Here is a 15,447-nt window from a genome sequence, read left to right on the forward strand (position 1 = left end):
ACGACACCCCCGACGGCTTGATCACGAACAGATCCGCACCCGGAACCCGCGCCGACACATTCCCCCCGGTCCACACCACCAAGCCATAACGCACCAACTCCCCATGCAAAGACGCCACCTCAGCACGGACACGAGCGATGGCCACCTCTGTCTTCGCGCCGCTGACGTAGCGGTCGCGTTCGGCGGCGGATGCGGACACGCACGACTCCTTCGTCTGTCGAAACCTCGTTGTGACAATCGATGTGACCGTTCACATTGCGACACTGTAGTCCCGATCGGACCCGACGTGTCAAGCCGGATCGGTCTCGGCTTGGTAACGACGCCAGCTCAGGCGCGGTGTGCGGGGCCGGTCGAGCCGCGCACGACGAGTTCCGGCACGATCGTGCCGGGTGCGGGCTCGATCCCCTCCGCGGGGCCCAGCAGCAGGTCGACGCAACGCCGGCCGAGCTCGGCGAAGTCCTGCCGCACAGTGGTCAGAGGCGGCCAGAAGTGGGCAGCCTCGGGGATGTCGTCGAAGCCCACGATGCTGACGTCGCCCGGCACGTCCAGTCCCTCGTCGCGGACGGCGTGTATCAGCCCCAGCGCCATCTGATCGTTCGAGGAGAAGACCGCGGTGAAGTCCCGCACCTGCAGCAGCTCCCGACCCGCGTAGTAGCCGAACTCGGCCGTCCAGTCCCCCAGGATCGGTGCCGTCGTGGGGATGTCGTTCGCGCTCATCTCCTCGAGGAAGCCACGCATCCTCGCTTCCGCCTCGATCCAGTCCTGGGGACCGGCGAGGTGGTAGATCTGACGGTGTCCGAGCTCGATCAGATGGCGCGTGGCAAGGCGGGCTCCGGCGATCTGATCGACCGAGAGAGCGTGCTGCGGGTCGACCTCGGCAGACTGCAGGGTGACGTACGGGATGTCGAGCTGCTGGGCGGCGAGCGCGCGGAACACGCGGGCCTGCGGGGCGATCACGACGAGTCCCTCGATGGACTGCGCGGTGAGATGGGCGAGACCCTCCGGGATGGAGGCCGGGTCCTGCGGCGCGATGTTGGCGGTGCTGACCCAGTAGCCGCGGGCCCGGGCCGCCTCCTCGATCGCCGCGATGCTCGAGGCGGGTCCGTACTGCGTGCTGGATGCCGACAGGATGCCGATGGTCTGCGAGCGACTGGTCACGAGCGCCCGGGCCGCCCGGTTCGGCCGGTACTGGAGCTGCGCCATGACCGTCTGCACGCGCTCGCGCGTCTCGGGTCGGATGCTGGGGTGGTTGTTGATCACCCGCGACACCGTCTGGTGCGAGACGTCCGCCAGACGCGCGACGTCACGGATGCTGGGCCTGCGCCCCGCCACCTCGTCGCTCATCCGATGCCCCCGCACGTCGGCATGCGCACGGTCACACCCACTCCGGACATTATGCACCCCCGATCGGCGCTGGATGTGACTGTCACATTCTCGTGAACGCCCACGATGTGACTGTCACACTCCCGCATCCCACGCGGGCGGCGTACCCTGGATCCATGGCGGACTTCGCCCGGTACCTCCCCCTGAGCAACAGGTCGGGAGGAGATGAATCCGGCGTGACGAGCGATCGTCGGGCCGCGATCGCGGACGCCGTGGACGAGGTCGTGCGCCTCCTCGCCGCCACGACCGATGAGGGCGCGGCGGACTGTGCGCGCGCACGTCGGTTCCTGGACGAGGCGGGGCTCGGAACCGGCGCCGCCGGTGGTTCGGCCGACGATCTCCGCAAGATCGCCGAGCTGATCCGAACGGGTCGGCGACGCAACACCCGGCTGCTGGTGCGCACGGTGCGAGCGCTCCTGGTCCTCGGTGACGGACTCGGCGAGGTGCCGCGTCTGGATCCCGCGGTGAGCGGGGCGGTCGCCCTCTCCGCGGCGGGGTACGCGTCGTTCGACCGGCGCGCGGTGCTGCGCGGCCATACCGTCCGGGCGACCGACGAGGGGTGGGCGTTCGGCAACGGCCCGGCGCTGGAGGGAACCGGGCGCAGCATCCTGCGCTTCGTCCTCGCGCTCGACGACGTCCCGCCGCAGGCGATCAGCTCGCCGAGATGAGGTCGCGGTAGAACCCGATGCCGCGCAGCCACACGTCCACGCGTATGCGCTCGTCGTGGGCGTGCAGCGCCTCCCGCTCGCCGCGCGTCAGATGGAACGGAGCGAAGCGGTACACGTGGTCGCTGATCGCGGTGAACCATCGGCTGTCGCTCGCGCCCAGCTGGAGATAGGGCGTCGCCACGATGTCCTCGTCGAGGGCCGACGCGATCGCTCCCGCGATGCGCCGCCACGGCTCGCCCCGCCACGGCGAGACGGGCGAGGGATCGGAGCCGTGAGGAACCGTGATCTCGACCTCGCCGTCGGCGATGACAGCGCGCACGCGGGCCGTCGCGGAGGCGACCGTGTCGCCGGTCAGGAGCCGGATGTTCACCGCGGCGCGGGCGGTGGTCGCCAATACGTTCTCCCCTGTCGCACCGTGCAGCTCGGTCGCGACCGCGGTCGTGCGCACGAGGGCGTTCGTCTCGGCGCCGAGCCGCGCGAAGACAGCGGCGACGAGCGGCCCGGTCACCGCCAGGTTGCGGAAGATCGCTCGCAGCGGCTGCGGCGCGTACGGGGCGATGGTCGTGAGCATCGCCCGCACGGGCGGGCTGATCCGTCGCGGGAACGGCCGCCGCTGCAGACGTGTCAGAGCGCGGGCGAGGCGGGCGGTGGCGGGCAGGGACGGAGGGGTCGACGCATGGCCGCCGGTCTCTCGCGCCGTGAGCCAGGCCGTCATGACTCCCCGCTCCGCGACGCCGATCATCGCGGTCGGGCGACGCACGCCCGGGATCGCACCTTCGACGACCGCACCACCCTCGTCCACGACGAGCCCCGGCCGGATGCCGCGATCGCGCAGCAGTCCGACGATCGCGCCCGCCCCGTCGCCCGCGGTCTCCTCGTTGTGGCCGAAGGCGAGGTAGACGTCGCGCTGCGGCACGAAGCCCTCCGCGACGAGCGTCTCGACCGCCTCCAGGATGGCGACGAGTGCGCCCTTGTCATCGATCGCCCCGCGCGCGTGCACCGCGGCATCCGGCCCGCTGCCGACGACGTCCGCGCCGAAGGGATCGTGCTGCCACTCCTCGGGAACGACGGGGACGACGTCCTGATGGGCCATGAGCACCAGGGGCGCCTCGGCCGAGGCGCCCGCCCAGCGATAGAGCAGCGCGTGGCCGGCGACGACCTCCTTGTCGAGCGCGTCGTGCACCGCCGGATACAGGCGGGCGAGCGCGGAGTGGAACTCGTCGAACCGCGCGACGTCGATCAACGCCGGATTCGCGAAGGACACGGTCGGGATGCGCAGCAGTTCTCGGAAGCGGTCGAGGGCGGTCTCCACCCGCCGATCCTATCTGCGCACTCCGCTGCTGGTGGGGGGACCGCGAGTACGGTGGTCCCATGACCCCCGATCCTTCCCCCGGCCTGCGCTGGGGCATCCTCGCGACGGGCGACATCGCCCGCATCTTCACCTCGGATCTGCGGACGGCGGGACTCGACGTCCGCGCCGTGGGCTCCCGCACCTCGGACGGCGCGGAGGCGTTCGCGGCCGAGTTCGGCATCCCTCGCGCGCACGGCTCCTACGCGGGCCTCCTCGCCGACGACGACGTCGACATCGTCTACGTGGCGACGCCGCATCCGATGCACGCGGAGAACGCGCTCGAGGCGATCGCGCACGGCAAGCACGTCCTCGTCGAGAAGTCGTTCACGCTCACGGGCGATCAGGCCGAGACGGTGCGGCGGGCCGCCGAGGAGCGCGGGGTGCTCGCCATGGAGGCGATGTGGACCCGCTACCTGCCGCACATGGTCCGTATCCGCGAGCTGATCGCCGCGGGCGCGCTGGGCGACATCCGCGCCGTGCAGGCCGATCACTGCCAGCGCCTCCCCTCCGATCCGGGGCATCGGCTGAACGCGCTCGAGCTCGGCGGCGGCGCCCTCCTCGATCTCGGGGTCTACCCGGTGTCGTTCGTGTGGGACGTCCTGGGCGCCCCGACCGCGATCTCCGCGCGGGGACGACTCGGCGAGACGGGCGCGGACACGGAGGTCGCGACCGTCTTCACCCACGGGTCGGGGGCGATCTCCACCACGCTGTCGTCGTCGCGCGCCGCAGGTCCGGTGAGCGCGCACATCATCGGCACCGAGGGCCGCATCGACATCGACGGGGTCTGGTACAGCCCGACGTCGTTCCGCCTGACCCGCCCCGACGGCGAGGTCGCGGAGGAGTACACGTCCGAGGTCGAGGGCCGCGGGATGCAGTACGAGGCGCTCGCCGCCGAACGCATCGTGCGCGAGGGAGGCCGCGACAGCGACATGCTGCCGCTCGCCGAGTCGGTCGCGATCATGCGCGCGCTCGATGAGATCCGCGCCCAGATCGGCGTGCACTACCCCGAGGAGAGCTGAACATGCCCGACCCCACCATGCCCCGCGTCGCGGTCTATCTCGACTTCGACAACATCGTCATGAGCTGGTACGACCGCGTGCACGGCCGGAACGCCTACTCCCGCGATCGGCAGCGCATCGCGGAGAACGTCAAAGACCCCGAGGTCGCCGACAAGCTCGCCCGCGCCACGGTCGACGTCGGAGCGATCATCGACTACGCGGCCTCCTTCGGGACCCTCGTGCTCACCCGGGCGTACGCGGACTGGTCCTCCCCGGTGAACGCCGAGTACCGCACGCAGCTGGTCGCTCGGGCCGTCGACCTCGTGCAGCTGTTCCCCGCCGCCGCCTACGCGAAGAACGGCGCCGACATCCGGCTCGCCGTCGACACGGTCGAGGACCTCTTCCGGCTCCCCGACCTCACCCACGTCGTGATCGTCGCCGGCGACTCCGACTACGTGCCCCTCGCCCAGCGCAGCAAGCGGCTCGGGCGGTTCGTCGTGGGTGTGGGCGTCGCGGGGTCCACCGCCAAGTCGCTCGCCGCCGCCTGCGACCGGTTCGACGCCTACGACACGCTCCCCGGCGTCTCCTCCCCCGAGCCGACGAAGAAGGAGGAGTCGGCCTCCCGCGCCCGCGCCCGCAAGCGCTCGGTCGATCCCGCGGCCGACCTCCTCGAACGCGCCCTCCGGCTCGAGAACGACAAGGACCCGTCGCAGTGGCAGCACGCGTCGGCGGTCAAGAGCCTCATCACGCGGCTCGACTCGTCTTTCAGCGAGAAGGCGCTCGGCCACCGCAGCTTCACCGAGTTCGTCGCCGCCCATCCCGACATCGCCGAGATCGACGAGACCGACAACATCGTGCGGATACGGCTCGTCGCCGACAAGCAGTGACCGGGCGCGCGGCGAACGTGAGGCTATTCTCATCCGGGTTCGCCCCACGGCGCTCGCGCGGCGGCGTACAGTCTGCGAGATGACCGCGACGACGTTCCACAGCCCGGCCACCGGCCTCTCCTCCGTCGCACTGCTCGCCGCCGTCGGCCTCGCGCTCACCGGATGCGTGCCGGGTGCCGCAACCGACACGGAGTCCTCGGCTGCGCCGCTGAGCGCTGAGCAGCGGATCGAGACGCTTCTCGTCGAGACGATCGAACCCGAGTGGAGCGTCGAGGCGGACTCCGTCGGGACGGAGGCGGTCCGGGTCGACGACGTCGTGCTGTTCTATGCGGCGGACGGCGAGGCGGCGTCTCTGCACGCGGTCGACGCCGAGACGGGCGAGGAGCTCTGGCAGGCCCCTGCGACCGTCGGCGCATCCTCCCCGGAGAGGCTGTGGTCGCCCGTCGTGACGCACGATGCGGAGGGGTCCGCGCTCACCTTCACCGTGGGGTCCGCCGAGCAGCAGGCCGACGGGAACTGGGCACACCGCCTGGAGGTGCGCGACGCGCACACCGGCGAGGTGCGTCCCTCCCCCGCACCCACCTGGGTGTCGACGGTGTTGCAGTGCGGATCGGACATCTGCCTGCAGGCCTGGGCGCCGAGCGACGATCCCGACGGGGTGTGGCGGACCGCGACGCTCGACGTCGACGCCGCCACGCTCGTCCCCGGAGAGGAGCTCGAGGGTGCCGCGATCTCGTGGCGCATGACCGACAATCTCCGTCTCGGCGTGACCGACGACTACCTCGCCTGGGAGGAGGACGACGAGGAGGTGTGGCGCACCACGCTCTCGGAGCATCTTCCCGCCGGCGTGCCGCCCGCCGCGTTCGGCGACGGCTACACGTTCTCGATGGCGGTCGACGATCCGTATGCGCCCACCGTCGCGCTGCTCGGATTCGAGACGAGCGGGGACCCCGTGTACAACGGGGTGTTCGCCTTCGCGCTCGCCGACGGAAGCGCTCTCTGGTCCCGCGACGACATCGCGTTGTGCGACAACGGCGACCCTGTCTTCTGCTCGCTCGAGCAGGTCCATGCGCTCCGCGATGACGACGCGGACCCGACGCCGACCACCTACACCGGCCTCGATCCCGCCACCGGCGAGGAGACGTGGTCCGTGACGCTCGACGCGGCCTCCCCCGACTCCGAGGTCCCGCACACCAGGCTGAGCGGATACACGCAGGTGCTCGACGGCGACGCTCCGTCCTACATCGAGTCCGCGACCGGCGACCTCCTTCCCGTCCCGGACGCCGCGGTCCTCGCCTGCACGGACGCCGCGACGTGGACGGGCCGCAAGAACGCCCGCGAGTCCGACGAGATGGTGGAGTACTCCACCGGGTCGGTCGCCTCGCCCTGCGATACCGCGGGCGCGCCCGTCGAGGGCCCGTTCAGCAGGGCGGCGGTGCTCACGGCCGCCTGGACGGCATGGGGGGAAGAGGGCGCCGTCCCAGCCACGGCCGTCACCGCGCTGGGGCAGCCGGCGGACGACCCGCTGGACGAGCGCGAGGCGTGGTACTACGTGCCGACGGCCACCGGCATCTCGGCCTACCGCTTCTAGCACGCCCGGTAACGTCAGCGGCGGGTGCTCCACAGCGCCCAGCCCACCAGCACCGGTTGGAAGAAGAGGCGCACGAGCCGCTTCACGTCGGTGTCGAGGCCGAAACCGTCGCGGCGGTGGGTGAACTGCGACCAGTTGCCGGGGAACACGGCGACGAAGAACGCCGCCAGGATCGCGCCGGCGCGTCGGCGGCGCCTCGGGCACGCCACGAGCGACGCCCCCAGCACGATCTCGACGACGCCCGACGCCAGGACGACGCCGTCCTTGTCGATCGGCACGACCTCCGTCGTCCAGTCCGGCACCTGCGCCCGGAACTCGGTGCGCCCCCAGAGCAGATGGCTGACTCCGGCGAACACCATCCCGGCTGCGAGCAGCCATCGCGCGAATGTCCTCATCGACACAGTCCACCGCCGGTGGAGCGCCGCCGTCGAGCCCTTGACCGACGGCTCGATCCGTCGCACGAGGTGCTCCACAGCGCCCAGGCGACGAGCACCGGCTGGAGGAACAGGCGGATGAGGCGCGCGCGATCCGTACGCAGCATCGGCGCCGCCCGCCCCGTGCGCCACTGATGCACGTTGCCGGGGAAGACCGCCACGAAGAACGCGGCGATCGCGAGTCCTACGCGGCGGCGCTCACGCGGCAGGGCGACCGCGGCCACCCCGAGGCCGATCTCGACCACTCCGGATCCGACCACGATCGCGTCCTTGTCGGTGTGGAGCACCCGTGTCACCCAGTCCGGCACGACGATGCGGTAACCGCGGCGTCCCCAGGTCAGGTGCGAGACGCCGGCCGCGACGAGCAGCGCGACCAGGACATAGCGGGCGGTCGCGCGCGCGAGGGCGACCGGACGACGTACGGCGCTGCGGCCGCTCATGAGGCCGCTCGGCGGGCGGTCTCGACGGCTGTGGCCGCATCCGCCACGAAACGCTCATACGCGGCCGGATCGTCGTCGACGACCGCGCGGAGCACGACCTCGTCCGCCGCGGCGAGGTAGGCGCTGAGCGTCGGAGTCACACCGGCCGGGTCCGGCTCTCCCCCGGGCGGCGGCAGCACGGCGTCGCCGGCGTCGAAGCCCAGGCGCGCGAAGTTCGCCGCGTAGTTCGGATACCCTGCGTACCGGTCCGCCTCGCGCAGCATCCGTTCGCGCCCGGCGTGGTCGAGGGCGGTGCGGACGTACAGGCACGCCCGCGCCGCCGGGTTCTCCGTGTGCGCGTCGTCGCGCTGCTCGACCGCCGCGCCCGGGGTCAGCCAGGTCAGGAGCACCCCGTCGGCGTCGCGCGCGCCGAGCCGCCGCATCCTGGGGCCGAGCGCGCCCACGACGATGCGCGCCGAGCGTCCCTCCCGGAGACGGGCCACGCCGTCGCGGACGAGGGCGAGCTGCCTCGTGCGTGCGGCGCCGGAGCCGACGCCGAGCGTCAGGCGCTCGTCGGGGACGCCGGCGAGCGTCAGCGCGCGGAGCACGTCGGCGGGCGGGCGACGATCGAGCGGGACGACGCCGGTGGCGAGCGCCAGCCCGTCGGTCGCGCGGGCCGCGGCTCCGAGAGCCGCGATCGCGTCGCCGTCGGGGGTGTCGTTCACCCACAGCGCGTGGAACCCGGCGTTCTGGACGGATCGGGCGATCCTCGCGATCCGCTCGGGCCCGAGGGAGCCGGCGACCCCGATCGACACCGCCGTCGTGGACACGGCGCTCGGGGGCGCCGTGCTCGGGGGCACTGCGGCGTGCGTCTTCGTCATGCTCCGAGCATGCCGGGGCGCGCGGGAGGCCGCCACCCCGTGCGGATGGCGGCCTCCCGTGCTACACGCTCAGGCGGCGCGGGCGAGCGTCGCGGAACGGACCGCGATCCGGCCGTCGACCACGTCGACCCGCACCGATCCGCCGTCGCCGAGCTGTCCGCTCACGAGCAGATCGGCGATGCGGTCGTCGATCTCGCGCTGGATGAGCCGGCGCAGCGGCCGGGCACCGTACTCCGGCTCGTAGCCGTTCTCGGCGAGCCAGTCGACGGCGGCGTCGGAGACCTCGAAGGCGATCTCGCGACCGTTCAGCCGTCCGGCCGTCGTTCCGAGCAGCAGCGAGACGATCTGGCGCAGCTGCGGAAGCTCGAGCTTGCGGAACAGGACGATGTCGTCGATGCGGTTCAGGAACTCGGGACGCATCGCCTCGCGCACCTTGGCCATGACGCGGGCGCGCAGGTCCTTCTCCGAGCCGAACCCGGTCGCGCCGCCGCCGTCGGCGATGAATCCGATCGCCCCGGAGCGGGAGGCGAGGAACTCCGCGCCGATGTTGGAGGTCATGACGATCACAGTGTTGCGGAAGTCCACCGTGCGGCCCTGGCCGTCGGTGAGTCGACCGTCCTCGAGCACCTGCAGCAGCAGGTTGAACACGTCGGGGTGCGCCTTCTCGATTTCGTCGAACAGCACGACGGCGTAGGGATTGCGCCGCACGCGCTCGGTGAGCTGCCCGGCCTCGTCGTAGCCGACGTATCCGGGAGGGGCGCCCACGAGCCGTGAGACGGTGTGACGCTCGCCGAACTCGCTCATGTCGAAGCGGATCACCGCGTTCTCGTCGTCGAAGAGCGCACCGGCGAGGGTCTTCGCCAGCTCGGTCTTGCCGACGCCGGTCGGGCCGAGGAACAGGAACGAGCCGACCGGGCGGTTCGGGTCGCCCATGCCGGTGCGGCCCCGGCGCACGGCCGTCGCGACGGCGGTCACAGCCGCGTCCTGACCGATCACGCGGGCGTGCAGCTCCTGCTCGAGCGTCGCCAGACGCTCCCTCTCGGTCTCGGTCAGCCGGCTCACCGGGATGCCGGTGGCGCGGCTGATGACGGCGGCGATCTGCGGCTCGTCGACGACGGCATCCGCGCGCGTCGACGCAACGGCGACCGCCTCGTCGATGCGTTCGCGCAGCCGGGCGAGCTCGTCGCGGATGCGGGAGGCCTCCTCATACCGCTCGGCGACCACGGCGGAGTTCTTCTCGGCCTCGAGCTCGGCCAGCTGCGCCATGAGGGCCTCGGTGTCGACGGTCACGCCGAGCCGCAGCCGCAGCCGTGCCCCGGCCTGGTCGATCAGGTCGATCGCTTTGTCGGGCAGCACGCGCTCGGTGAGGTACCGGTCGCTCAGGTCGACGGCGGCTCGGAGGGCTTCGTCGGTGTAGCCGACCCCGTGGTGCTCCTCGTAGGCCGGGCGCAGCCCCCGGAGGATCTCGACGGCGTCGAGGAGCGAGGGCTCGCCCACCCGAACGGGCTGGAACCGGCGCTCGAGCGCCGGATCCTTCTCGATCACGCGGTACTCCTTCAGGGTGGTCGCCCCGATGAGGTGCAGGTCGCCGCGCGCGAGACGCGGCTTCAGGATGTTGCCGGCGTCCATCGCGCCGTCTCCGGCGGATCCGGCGCCCACGACGGTGTGCACCTCGTCGATGAACACGATGATCTCGCCCCGGCGGGCGGTGATCTCGTCCATGGTCTTCGTCAGACGTTCTTCGAAGTCGCCGCGGTAGCGGGCGCCCGCGAGCATCGCCGCGAGGTCGATCGCGATCACGCGCTTGCCGCGCAGCTGCTCGGGCACCTCGGCCGCGACGATCGCGCGCGCGAGGCCCTCGACGATCGCCGTCTTGCCGACGCCGGCCTCACCGATCAGCACGGGGTTGTTCTTCGTACGGCGGCTGAGGATCTCGATCGTCTGCTCTATCTCGTCGGCGCGCCCGATGACGGGGTCAAGGTCGCCGGCCGCGGCACGCGCGGTGAGGTCGTCGCCGTACGTGTCGAGCATCGGGGTCTCCGCGGCGGATGCGGCCTCGTCCGGCTGGGCTCCCGCGGGCACCGGCTCGCGGACGCCCTGCGTGAGGGCCTCTGCGGTCACGCCGGCAGCGGCCAGCACCTGGCCGGCCGGGCTGTCCTGGGCGAGCACGAGGGCGAAGAAGAGGTGCTCGGGGTCGATGTAGGTCGCCCCGGCAGACCGGGCCACCTGGAAGGCGTGGAACAGCGCGCGCTGCACGGACGAGGTGACGACGGCGCCGTCGACATCGGCGGCGGGGCCGGCCTGGGGCAGGCGGCTCTCGGCACCGCGCAGGATCGCCTGCGGGTCGGCGCCTATCCGCGCGACGGCGTCACGGGCGGGGGCGTCCTGCACGAGCGCGTGCAGGACGTGCAGGGCGTCGAGCTCGCGCTGTCCGCGAGCGAGCGCGAAACGGCCGGCACCCTGGAGGACCTCCTGCGTGCGGGCGCTCAGCAGACGACTGAGGTCGATCGATCGTGCCGCCCGCGCCTGTTCGCCCTGCAGGTAGCGGGCGAGGAACTCGTCGAACGCGCTCACGCCGTCGTTTCCGTCCGGCGAGATGAAGTCTTCGGGCATGGTCTCTCCTGTAGAACATGAGTCGTTTACGCTCAACTAAACTTTACGAAGTTGAGCACGGAGCTATCAAGTTCAACGCCGCACTCCGCAGACTATTCCCGGGATACGCTCGAGGCATCCGCCGCCCCGAGGAAACGACGATGACCGACCCGTACGCTGCCGCAGCCGCCTCATCGATCGCCGCGGATGCGACCACCGCCCGATGCGTGCGGGAGGCAGACCGGTGAGCGCGGCACCGAGCGCCGGGCGCGAGTTCCTCCGCGGGGCGCGAACGCTGCTGGGCGGCTTCGGCTGGTGGCGCGTGCGCCCCGGGCTCATGCTGCTGGGGCTCGTACCGGCGGCGATCGTCAGTCTCGTGCTCGGCGCCGGGCTCGTGACTCTCGGTGCGTGGATCGTCCCGCTGACCGACGCGCTCACTCCGTTCACCGACGGCTGGCCGGGACTCTGGGCGACGCTCCTGCGGATCGCCGTCGGCACCGCCGTCTTCGGCGCCGCGCTGCTGCTGGCCGCCACGCTGTTCACGGCGCTGACGCTCCTCATCGGCGAGCCGTTCTACGACCGCATCTGGCGAGGCGTGGAACGGGTCGAGACGGGCCTCGCACCCGATCGCGACCCCGGTTTCTGGGCGGGTGTCGCCGATGCGATCTCGTTGATCGTGCGGGGCGTGCTCGCGGCACTCCTCGCTTTCGCGATCGGCCTGGTCCCCCTCGTCGGCGGTGCGCTCGGGGCGGTGACGGGCGTGGCGCTGTCGGGGTGGATCCTCGCGGACGAGCTCTCCGCCCGCGCCCTGAACGCGCGTGGGATCGGGCACCGCGAGCGGCGGCGACTGCTGCGCGCCCACCGTGCCCGCGCCCTCGGCTTCGGCGTCGCGACCCAACTCTGCTTCCTCATCCCGCTCGGCGCGGTGCTCACCATGCCCGCTGCGGTCGTCGGCGCCGCACGTCTCGCGCACGGGGTGCTGCCCCCCGCATCCGAGCCCCGCGACATGGCAGACTCCGAGGCATGACCACCTCCGTGTCCACTCGGCGCTACGCCGCCGTCCTCGTCGCCGGTATCGCACTCATCGTCCTGCCGCTGGTGGGCGCTGCGTTCAAGGTGCTCTGGCCGGGCTGGTTCCTGTTCGTCATCATGTTCGTCTCGCCGGTCCTGGCGATCGGCTACATCCTGCAGGTCGTGATCGCCGTCACCGGCTTCCTCACCCCCCGAGCCGCGTTCCGCACGGGTCCGGCGCGTACCCGCGCGCTCTGGGCGGCGTGGCTGACGAGCGTGGGCATCGCGGTCACCGGCCTGTTCTTCGTCGACGGCGGCGACATGTCGTGGGGGTCGGCCTTCATGTACATCATCGGCCTCCCCTCGGACGACGGCGCTGCGGCGATCTCATACCTGCTCACCATCCTCGGCATCACCGCCTGGATCGGCGGCTGGGTGTGGCTGCTGGTCGAGTGGATCGTCACGCTCGTGCGACGTCGCCGCCGCCCCCAGGTCGCATGAGCTCTCGGCCGCGCCGGCGCTCGGAGCCGGTTTCCGCCTCTTGTTCACTTGCCCGGGACTCACGCTTCTGAGTCAGCGGTTTCGCGTGAATCCAGGGCAAGTGAACCAACGCACGTGCAGGTGAGCCGCGGGACCGGATACGCTGGTTTCAGTCTTTGCGAAGGAGTGCCATGTTCATCGTCTCCCTGCTGTTGTTCCTGCTCGGGATGTTCGCCTTCGGCATTTCCTTCTCGGTGGAGGGCTTCCAGGCGATCATCTTCGTCGGCGGCATCCTGCTCATCTCGCTCGCCATGGCGCTGCCGATCCACCTGCGCGCGAAGTAGGCGCGCTCAGCCCTTTCCGCCGGGCGGGCCGATGACGAGCAGCACGACGTAGGCGGCGATCACCAGCACGGCGATCGCCGCGCCGAACGCCCAGGGATGCCGCAGCAGTACCCGGAGCAGCCGGTCGTGCCAGCGGGAGTCCCGCGGATCATCGGTCGCGGCGAGACGCCAGGCGCCGTCGAGGCGGCCGGTCCGGTGCAGCCAGATCTCGGTCGGGATCGTCGCATAGGGGATCACGGCGCTCCCGATCGCGACGACCGCGGGACCCGCGCCCCAGCGCTGGTTCTTCGCGACGATGACCGCCGTCGCGCCGTACGCGAGGAACACGAGACCGTGGATGCCGCCACCGATCGTCACGGCCAGCGGAAAATCCGCCATGGCACGGACGATGAGCCCGGCGATCAACAGCGTCCAGGAGACCGCCTCCGCGATCGCGAGCGCACGGAACGACGACAGGGGCGTGCGGAACACGGGACTCCTCGGGGTGCGAGCGACCAGGCGGCCGAGTCCTCACGCTATCCGAGCGCCTTTCAGCTTTCCTGAAGGTTCTCTCCGAACGGGGCCTCGTGCAGGCCCTGCAGGGCGCGGGTGAGCTCGGGCACGCCGCTTCCGAAAACCCGGTCGAGCTCGGCGAGACGCGCGTCCGCCTCGGCGAGCGTGGCAGCGCCCTTCGTCGTGACGCGGAGATCGGATGCGGATCCCGCGTGCGCGGTGGCGTCCTCGACGAGTCCCTCCCCCGCGAGCGTCTTCACGGCGGTGTGCGCCGTCTGCACGGTGATCTGCGACCGGCGGGCGAGCTCGGAGAAGGAGATGCCCGGTGTCGCCTGGACGTGTGCGAGCAGACCGTACTTGCGTGTGCTCAGACCCAGGTCTTTGAGCGCGGCGTTCAGCTGTGCGTCCCAGATCGACGAGACGGTGAGCAGTGAGATGACGGGGCTGAAGGGGGGCCGCCGGGCCGCGGCGGGGGCCTGCGGTGCGACGGAGTCTCCCATGGGTCCATGCTATCCGTCAGGTCGCCCCCGACGGCGGGCAGTAGCGTGTGGGAGTGACCTTCTCCCTCGACGACCTGCGACGTTGGCCCGATCTCGAGGGACCGGATCTGCTCGCCGCGGATGCGGCTGACCGCCTGATCCTCGACGAATCCGCCGCCGCGCGCGCGCGAGTGCCGCTCGACGAGATCGCGGTCGTCGAGGACTCCTACGGAGCGCTCACACTCGGTGCGGCCGCCGCGGGCCCGCCCGGTTCCGGCGCGGTGCGCGTGCACCAGGACACCCTCGTCGGCGAGCGCGCGCTCGAGGCGAACGCGGAGCGCGCGGGCCTCGCCGGCGCCGTGCGGTGGATCGGGCTGTCGGCTGAGGGACTCGATGGCGCCCACATCGTGCTCCTCCGCCTGCCGAAGTCGCTGGACGCGCTGCGCGACATCGCCGGATCCATCGCCGCCCACGCCGCGCCCGACGTCACCGTCTTCGCGGGCGGCCGACTGAAGCACATGACGGTCGCCATGAACGACGTGCTGGCGGAGTTCTTCCTCCGGGTCGACGTGACGCACGCACGCCAGAAGTCGCGGGTACTGATCGCCCGCGGCCCGCAGCACGGGCACGACCCACGGCCGCAGCAGAGGACGCACGATGGCCTCGTCGTATGCGCGTTCGGCGGGGTGTTCGCGGGACCGGCGATCGACATCGGCACACGGTTCCTGCTCGCGCAGCTGCCGGAGGTCGTCGCGGACGACGGCGCCGTGGTGGACCTGGCCTGCGGCACCGGAGTCGTCGCTGCCTGGCTGGCGCGTCGCCATCCGCACCTCGTCGTCCACGCGACGGATCAGTCCGCCGCCGCCGTCGCCTCGGCGCGTGCGACCGCAGAGGCCAACGGTCTCGCCGATCGCATCGCCGTCGTGCGGGACGACGCCCTCTCGACGCTGCCCGAGGCGAGCGCGTCGTTCATCGCGCTGAATCCGCCGTTCCACTCCGGGGTGGCCGTGCACACCGGCCTCGCCGCGCACCTCTTCGCGGATGCGGCGCGGGCACTGCGCCCGGGACGAGAGCTCTGGACCGTATGGAACTCGGCGCTCGGCTACCGCCCCACGCTCGAGCGGATCGTCGGCCCCACCCGACAGGTCGCCCGCAACACCAAGTTCACGGTCACCGCCTCCGTCCGCCGCTGACCCGAAGGTCTCCCGACGGCGGTCGCCCCGGATCCGTGTCTCACTTGTGCAGGTCGATCGGGGTTTCCGGCTGCACAAGTGAGACACGGGTCGAGGGTACGGGTGGTTCCGGGGATCGGTGTCTCACTTGTGCAGGACTTCGGCGTGATCCGGATGCTTAAGTGAGACACGCGACGGATGCGGCTGACCCGGAAGCCGGCCCGGCCCGGTTCTGTCGAATGGGCGCATTGCCTGGACGTCCCCC

Annotated in this window: 17 protein-coding genes; 8 read left to right on the top strand and 9 right to left on the bottom strand. The window is 71.5% G+C overall.

Annotated features, from left to right (window positions below; translation table 11 throughout):
- Window positions 1-199: class II aldolase/adducin family protein (locus tag GVL03_RS14210; protein ID WP_200847185.1), on the bottom strand; the 199-nt coding region annotated here is incomplete at its 3' end.
- A 128-nt stretch (window positions 200-327) separates the two neighbouring features.
- On the bottom strand, window positions 328-1,344 hold the full coding sequence (locus tag GVL03_RS14215; protein ID WP_159501662.1) for a LacI family DNA-binding transcriptional regulator: 1,017 nt from the start codon (window positions 1,342-1,344) through the stop codon (window positions 328-330).
- A 155-nt stretch (window positions 1,345-1,499) separates the two neighbouring features.
- On the opposite strand from GVL03_RS14215, the gene GVL03_RS14220 reads away from it, so the two are divergent.
- A complete protein-coding gene (locus GVL03_RS14220) occupies window positions 1,500-2,051 on the top strand; it encodes a hypothetical protein (protein WP_159501663.1) in 552 nt (183 codons plus the stop codon).
- Here GVL03_RS14220 and GVL03_RS14225 read toward each other — a convergent pair.
- Window positions 2,035-3,363 carry a M20/M25/M40 family metallo-hydrolase gene (locus tag GVL03_RS14225; RefSeq protein ID WP_159501664.1) on the bottom strand — a complete coding sequence of 443 codons (1,329 nt, stop codon included), beginning with the start codon at window positions 3,361-3,363 and terminating at the stop codon, window positions 2,035-2,037. The two genes, GVL03_RS14220 and GVL03_RS14225, sit on opposite strands and share 17 nt — an antisense overlap.
- Window positions 3,364-3,422: 59 nt before the next feature.
- Here GVL03_RS14225 and GVL03_RS14230 point away from each other — a divergent pair, with 59 nt between their 5' ends.
- The 3 genes from GVL03_RS14230 to GVL03_RS14240 all read left to right on the top strand — a co-directional run bounded on the left by GVL03_RS14230 (window position 3,423) and on the right by GVL03_RS14240 (window position 6,878).
- Complete coding sequence (locus GVL03_RS14230) at window positions 3,423-4,421, top strand: Gfo/Idh/MocA family protein (protein ID WP_159501665.1); 999 nt, start codon at window positions 3,423-3,425, stop codon at window positions 4,419-4,421.
- 2 nt (window positions 4,422-4,423) lie between these two features.
- On the top strand, window positions 4,424-5,287 hold the full coding sequence (locus tag GVL03_RS14235; RefSeq protein ID WP_159501666.1) for an NYN domain-containing protein: 864 nt from the start codon (window positions 4,424-4,426) through the stop codon (window positions 5,285-5,287).
- Between the two features lie 79 nt (window positions 5,288-5,366).
- A complete protein-coding gene (locus GVL03_RS14240) occupies window positions 5,367-6,878 on the top strand; it encodes a PQQ-binding-like beta-propeller repeat protein (protein ID WP_159501667.1) in 1,512 nt (503 codons plus the stop codon).
- Window positions 6,879-6,892: 14 nt separating this feature from the next.
- Here GVL03_RS14240 and GVL03_RS14245 read toward each other — a convergent pair whose 3' ends face one another.
- The 4 genes from GVL03_RS14245 to GVL03_RS14260 all read right to left on the bottom strand — a co-directional run bounded on the left by GVL03_RS14245 (window position 6,893) and on the right by GVL03_RS14260 (window position 11,225).
- Entirely contained in the window at window positions 6,893-7,273 is a 381-nt protein-coding gene (locus GVL03_RS14245) for a hypothetical protein (protein WP_159501668.1), read from the bottom strand.
- A complete protein-coding gene (locus GVL03_RS14250) occupies window positions 7,270-7,752 on the bottom strand; it encodes a hypothetical protein (RefSeq protein WP_159501669.1) in 483 nt (160 codons plus the stop codon). Before GVL03_RS14250 ends, GVL03_RS14245 begins: the two co-directional genes overlap by 4 nt.
- On the bottom strand, window positions 7,749-8,612 hold the full coding sequence (locus GVL03_RS14255) for an LLM class flavin-dependent oxidoreductase (protein ID WP_159501670.1): 864 nt from the start codon (window positions 8,610-8,612) through the stop codon (window positions 7,749-7,751). The genes GVL03_RS14250 and GVL03_RS14255 overlap by 4 nt, the downstream gene beginning before the upstream one ends.
- A gap of 69 nt (window positions 8,613-8,681) precedes the next feature.
- Window positions 8,682-11,225, bottom strand: coding sequence for an ATP-dependent Clp protease ATP-binding subunit (locus tag GVL03_RS14260; RefSeq protein ID WP_159501671.1), 2,544 nt, complete (start codon window positions 11,223-11,225; stop codon window positions 8,682-8,684).
- A 223-nt stretch (window positions 11,226-11,448) separates the two neighbouring features.
- Here GVL03_RS14260 and GVL03_RS14265 point away from each other — a divergent pair, with 223 nt between their 5' ends.
- From GVL03_RS14265 to GVL03_RS14275, 3 genes are all read left to right on the top strand, one after another.
- Window positions 11,449-12,231 carry an EI24 domain-containing protein gene (locus GVL03_RS14265; protein ID WP_235038181.1) on the top strand — a complete coding sequence of 261 codons (783 nt, stop codon included), beginning with the start codon at window positions 11,449-11,451 and terminating at the stop codon, window positions 12,229-12,231.
- Entirely contained in the window at window positions 12,228-12,716 is a 489-nt protein-coding gene (locus GVL03_RS14270) for a hypothetical protein (RefSeq protein WP_159501673.1), read from the top strand. Before GVL03_RS14265 ends, GVL03_RS14270 begins: the two co-directional genes overlap by 4 nt.
- A 170-nt stretch (window positions 12,717-12,886) precedes the next feature.
- A complete protein-coding gene (locus GVL03_RS14275; protein WP_159501674.1) occupies window positions 12,887-13,039 on the top strand; it encodes a hypothetical protein in 153 nt (50 codons plus the stop codon).
- Window positions 13,040-13,045: 6 nt separating this feature from the next.
- Here GVL03_RS14275 and GVL03_RS14280 read toward each other — a convergent pair whose 3' ends face one another.
- Together GVL03_RS14280 and GVL03_RS14285 are read right to left on the bottom strand one after the other, a co-directional pair.
- Window positions 13,046-13,510 (bottom strand): DUF3817 domain-containing protein, encoded by a 465-nt coding sequence (locus GVL03_RS14280; protein WP_159501675.1) that lies wholly within the window; start codon window positions 13,508-13,510, stop codon window positions 13,046-13,048.
- 59 nt (window positions 13,511-13,569) lie between these two features.
- The gene (locus tag GVL03_RS14285; protein ID WP_159501676.1) at window positions 13,570-14,031 is read right to left on the bottom strand and encodes a MarR family winged helix-turn-helix transcriptional regulator; all 462 of its coding nucleotides are present in this window, start codon (window positions 14,029-14,031) and stop codon (window positions 13,570-13,572) included.
- A gap of 53 nt (window positions 14,032-14,084) precedes the next feature.
- On the opposite strand from GVL03_RS14285, the gene GVL03_RS14290 reads away from it, so the two are divergent.
- Window positions 14,085-15,203, top strand: a complete 1,119-nt coding sequence (locus tag GVL03_RS14290) for a class I SAM-dependent methyltransferase (protein ID WP_159501677.1) — start codon at window positions 14,085-14,087, stop codon at window positions 15,201-15,203.
- Window positions 15,204-15,447 lie beyond the last annotated feature (244 nt).

The organism is Microbacterium sp. 18062, from assembly GCF_902706225.1.
In the GTDB taxonomy this organism is placed as follows: Bacteria; Actinomycetota; Actinomycetes; order Actinomycetales; family Microbacteriaceae; genus Microbacterium.

Bases quoted from the DNA above. Each gene is read 5' to 3' on its own strand.
- GVL03_RS14215 (WP_159501662.1), bottom strand. From the start codon at position 1,344: ATGAGCGACGAGGTGGCGGGGCGCAGGCCCAGCATCCGTGACGTCGCG.
- GVL03_RS14220 (WP_159501663.1), top strand. From the start codon at position 1,500: ATGGCGGACTTCGCCCGGTACCTCCCCCTGAGCAACAGGTCGGGAGGA.
- GVL03_RS14230 (WP_159501665.1), top strand. From the start codon at position 3,423: ATGACCCCCGATCCTTCCCCCGGCCTGCGCTGGGGCATCCTCGCGACG.
- GVL03_RS14235 (WP_159501666.1), top strand. From the start codon at position 4,424: ATGCCCGACCCCACCATGCCCCGCGTCGCGGTCTATCTCGACTTCGAC.
- GVL03_RS14240 (WP_159501667.1), top strand. From the start codon at position 5,367: ATGACCGCGACGACGTTCCACAGCCCGGCCACCGGCCTCTCCTCCGTC.
- GVL03_RS14245 (WP_159501668.1), bottom strand. From the start codon at position 7,273: ATGAGGACATTCGCGCGATGGCTGCTCGCAGCCGGGATGGTGTTCGCC.
- GVL03_RS14250 (WP_159501669.1), bottom strand. From the start codon at position 7,752: ATGAGCGGCCGCAGCGCCGTACGTCGTCCGGTCGCCCTCGCGCGCGCG.
- GVL03_RS14255 (WP_159501670.1), bottom strand. From the start codon at position 8,612: ATGACGAAGACGCACGCCGCAGTGCCCCCGAGCACGGCGCCCCCGAGC.
- GVL03_RS14260 (WP_159501671.1), bottom strand. From the start codon at position 11,225: ATGCCCGAAGACTTCATCTCGCCGGACGGAAACGACGGCGTGAGCGCG.
- GVL03_RS14270 (WP_159501673.1), top strand. From the start codon at position 12,228: ATGACCACCTCCGTGTCCACTCGGCGCTACGCCGCCGTCCTCGTCGCC.
- GVL03_RS14275 (WP_159501674.1), top strand. From the start codon at position 12,887: ATGTTCATCGTCTCCCTGCTGTTGTTCCTGCTCGGGATGTTCGCCTTC.
- GVL03_RS14285 (WP_159501676.1), bottom strand. From the start codon at position 14,031: ATGGGAGACTCCGTCGCACCGCAGGCCCCCGCCGCGGCCCGGCGGCCC.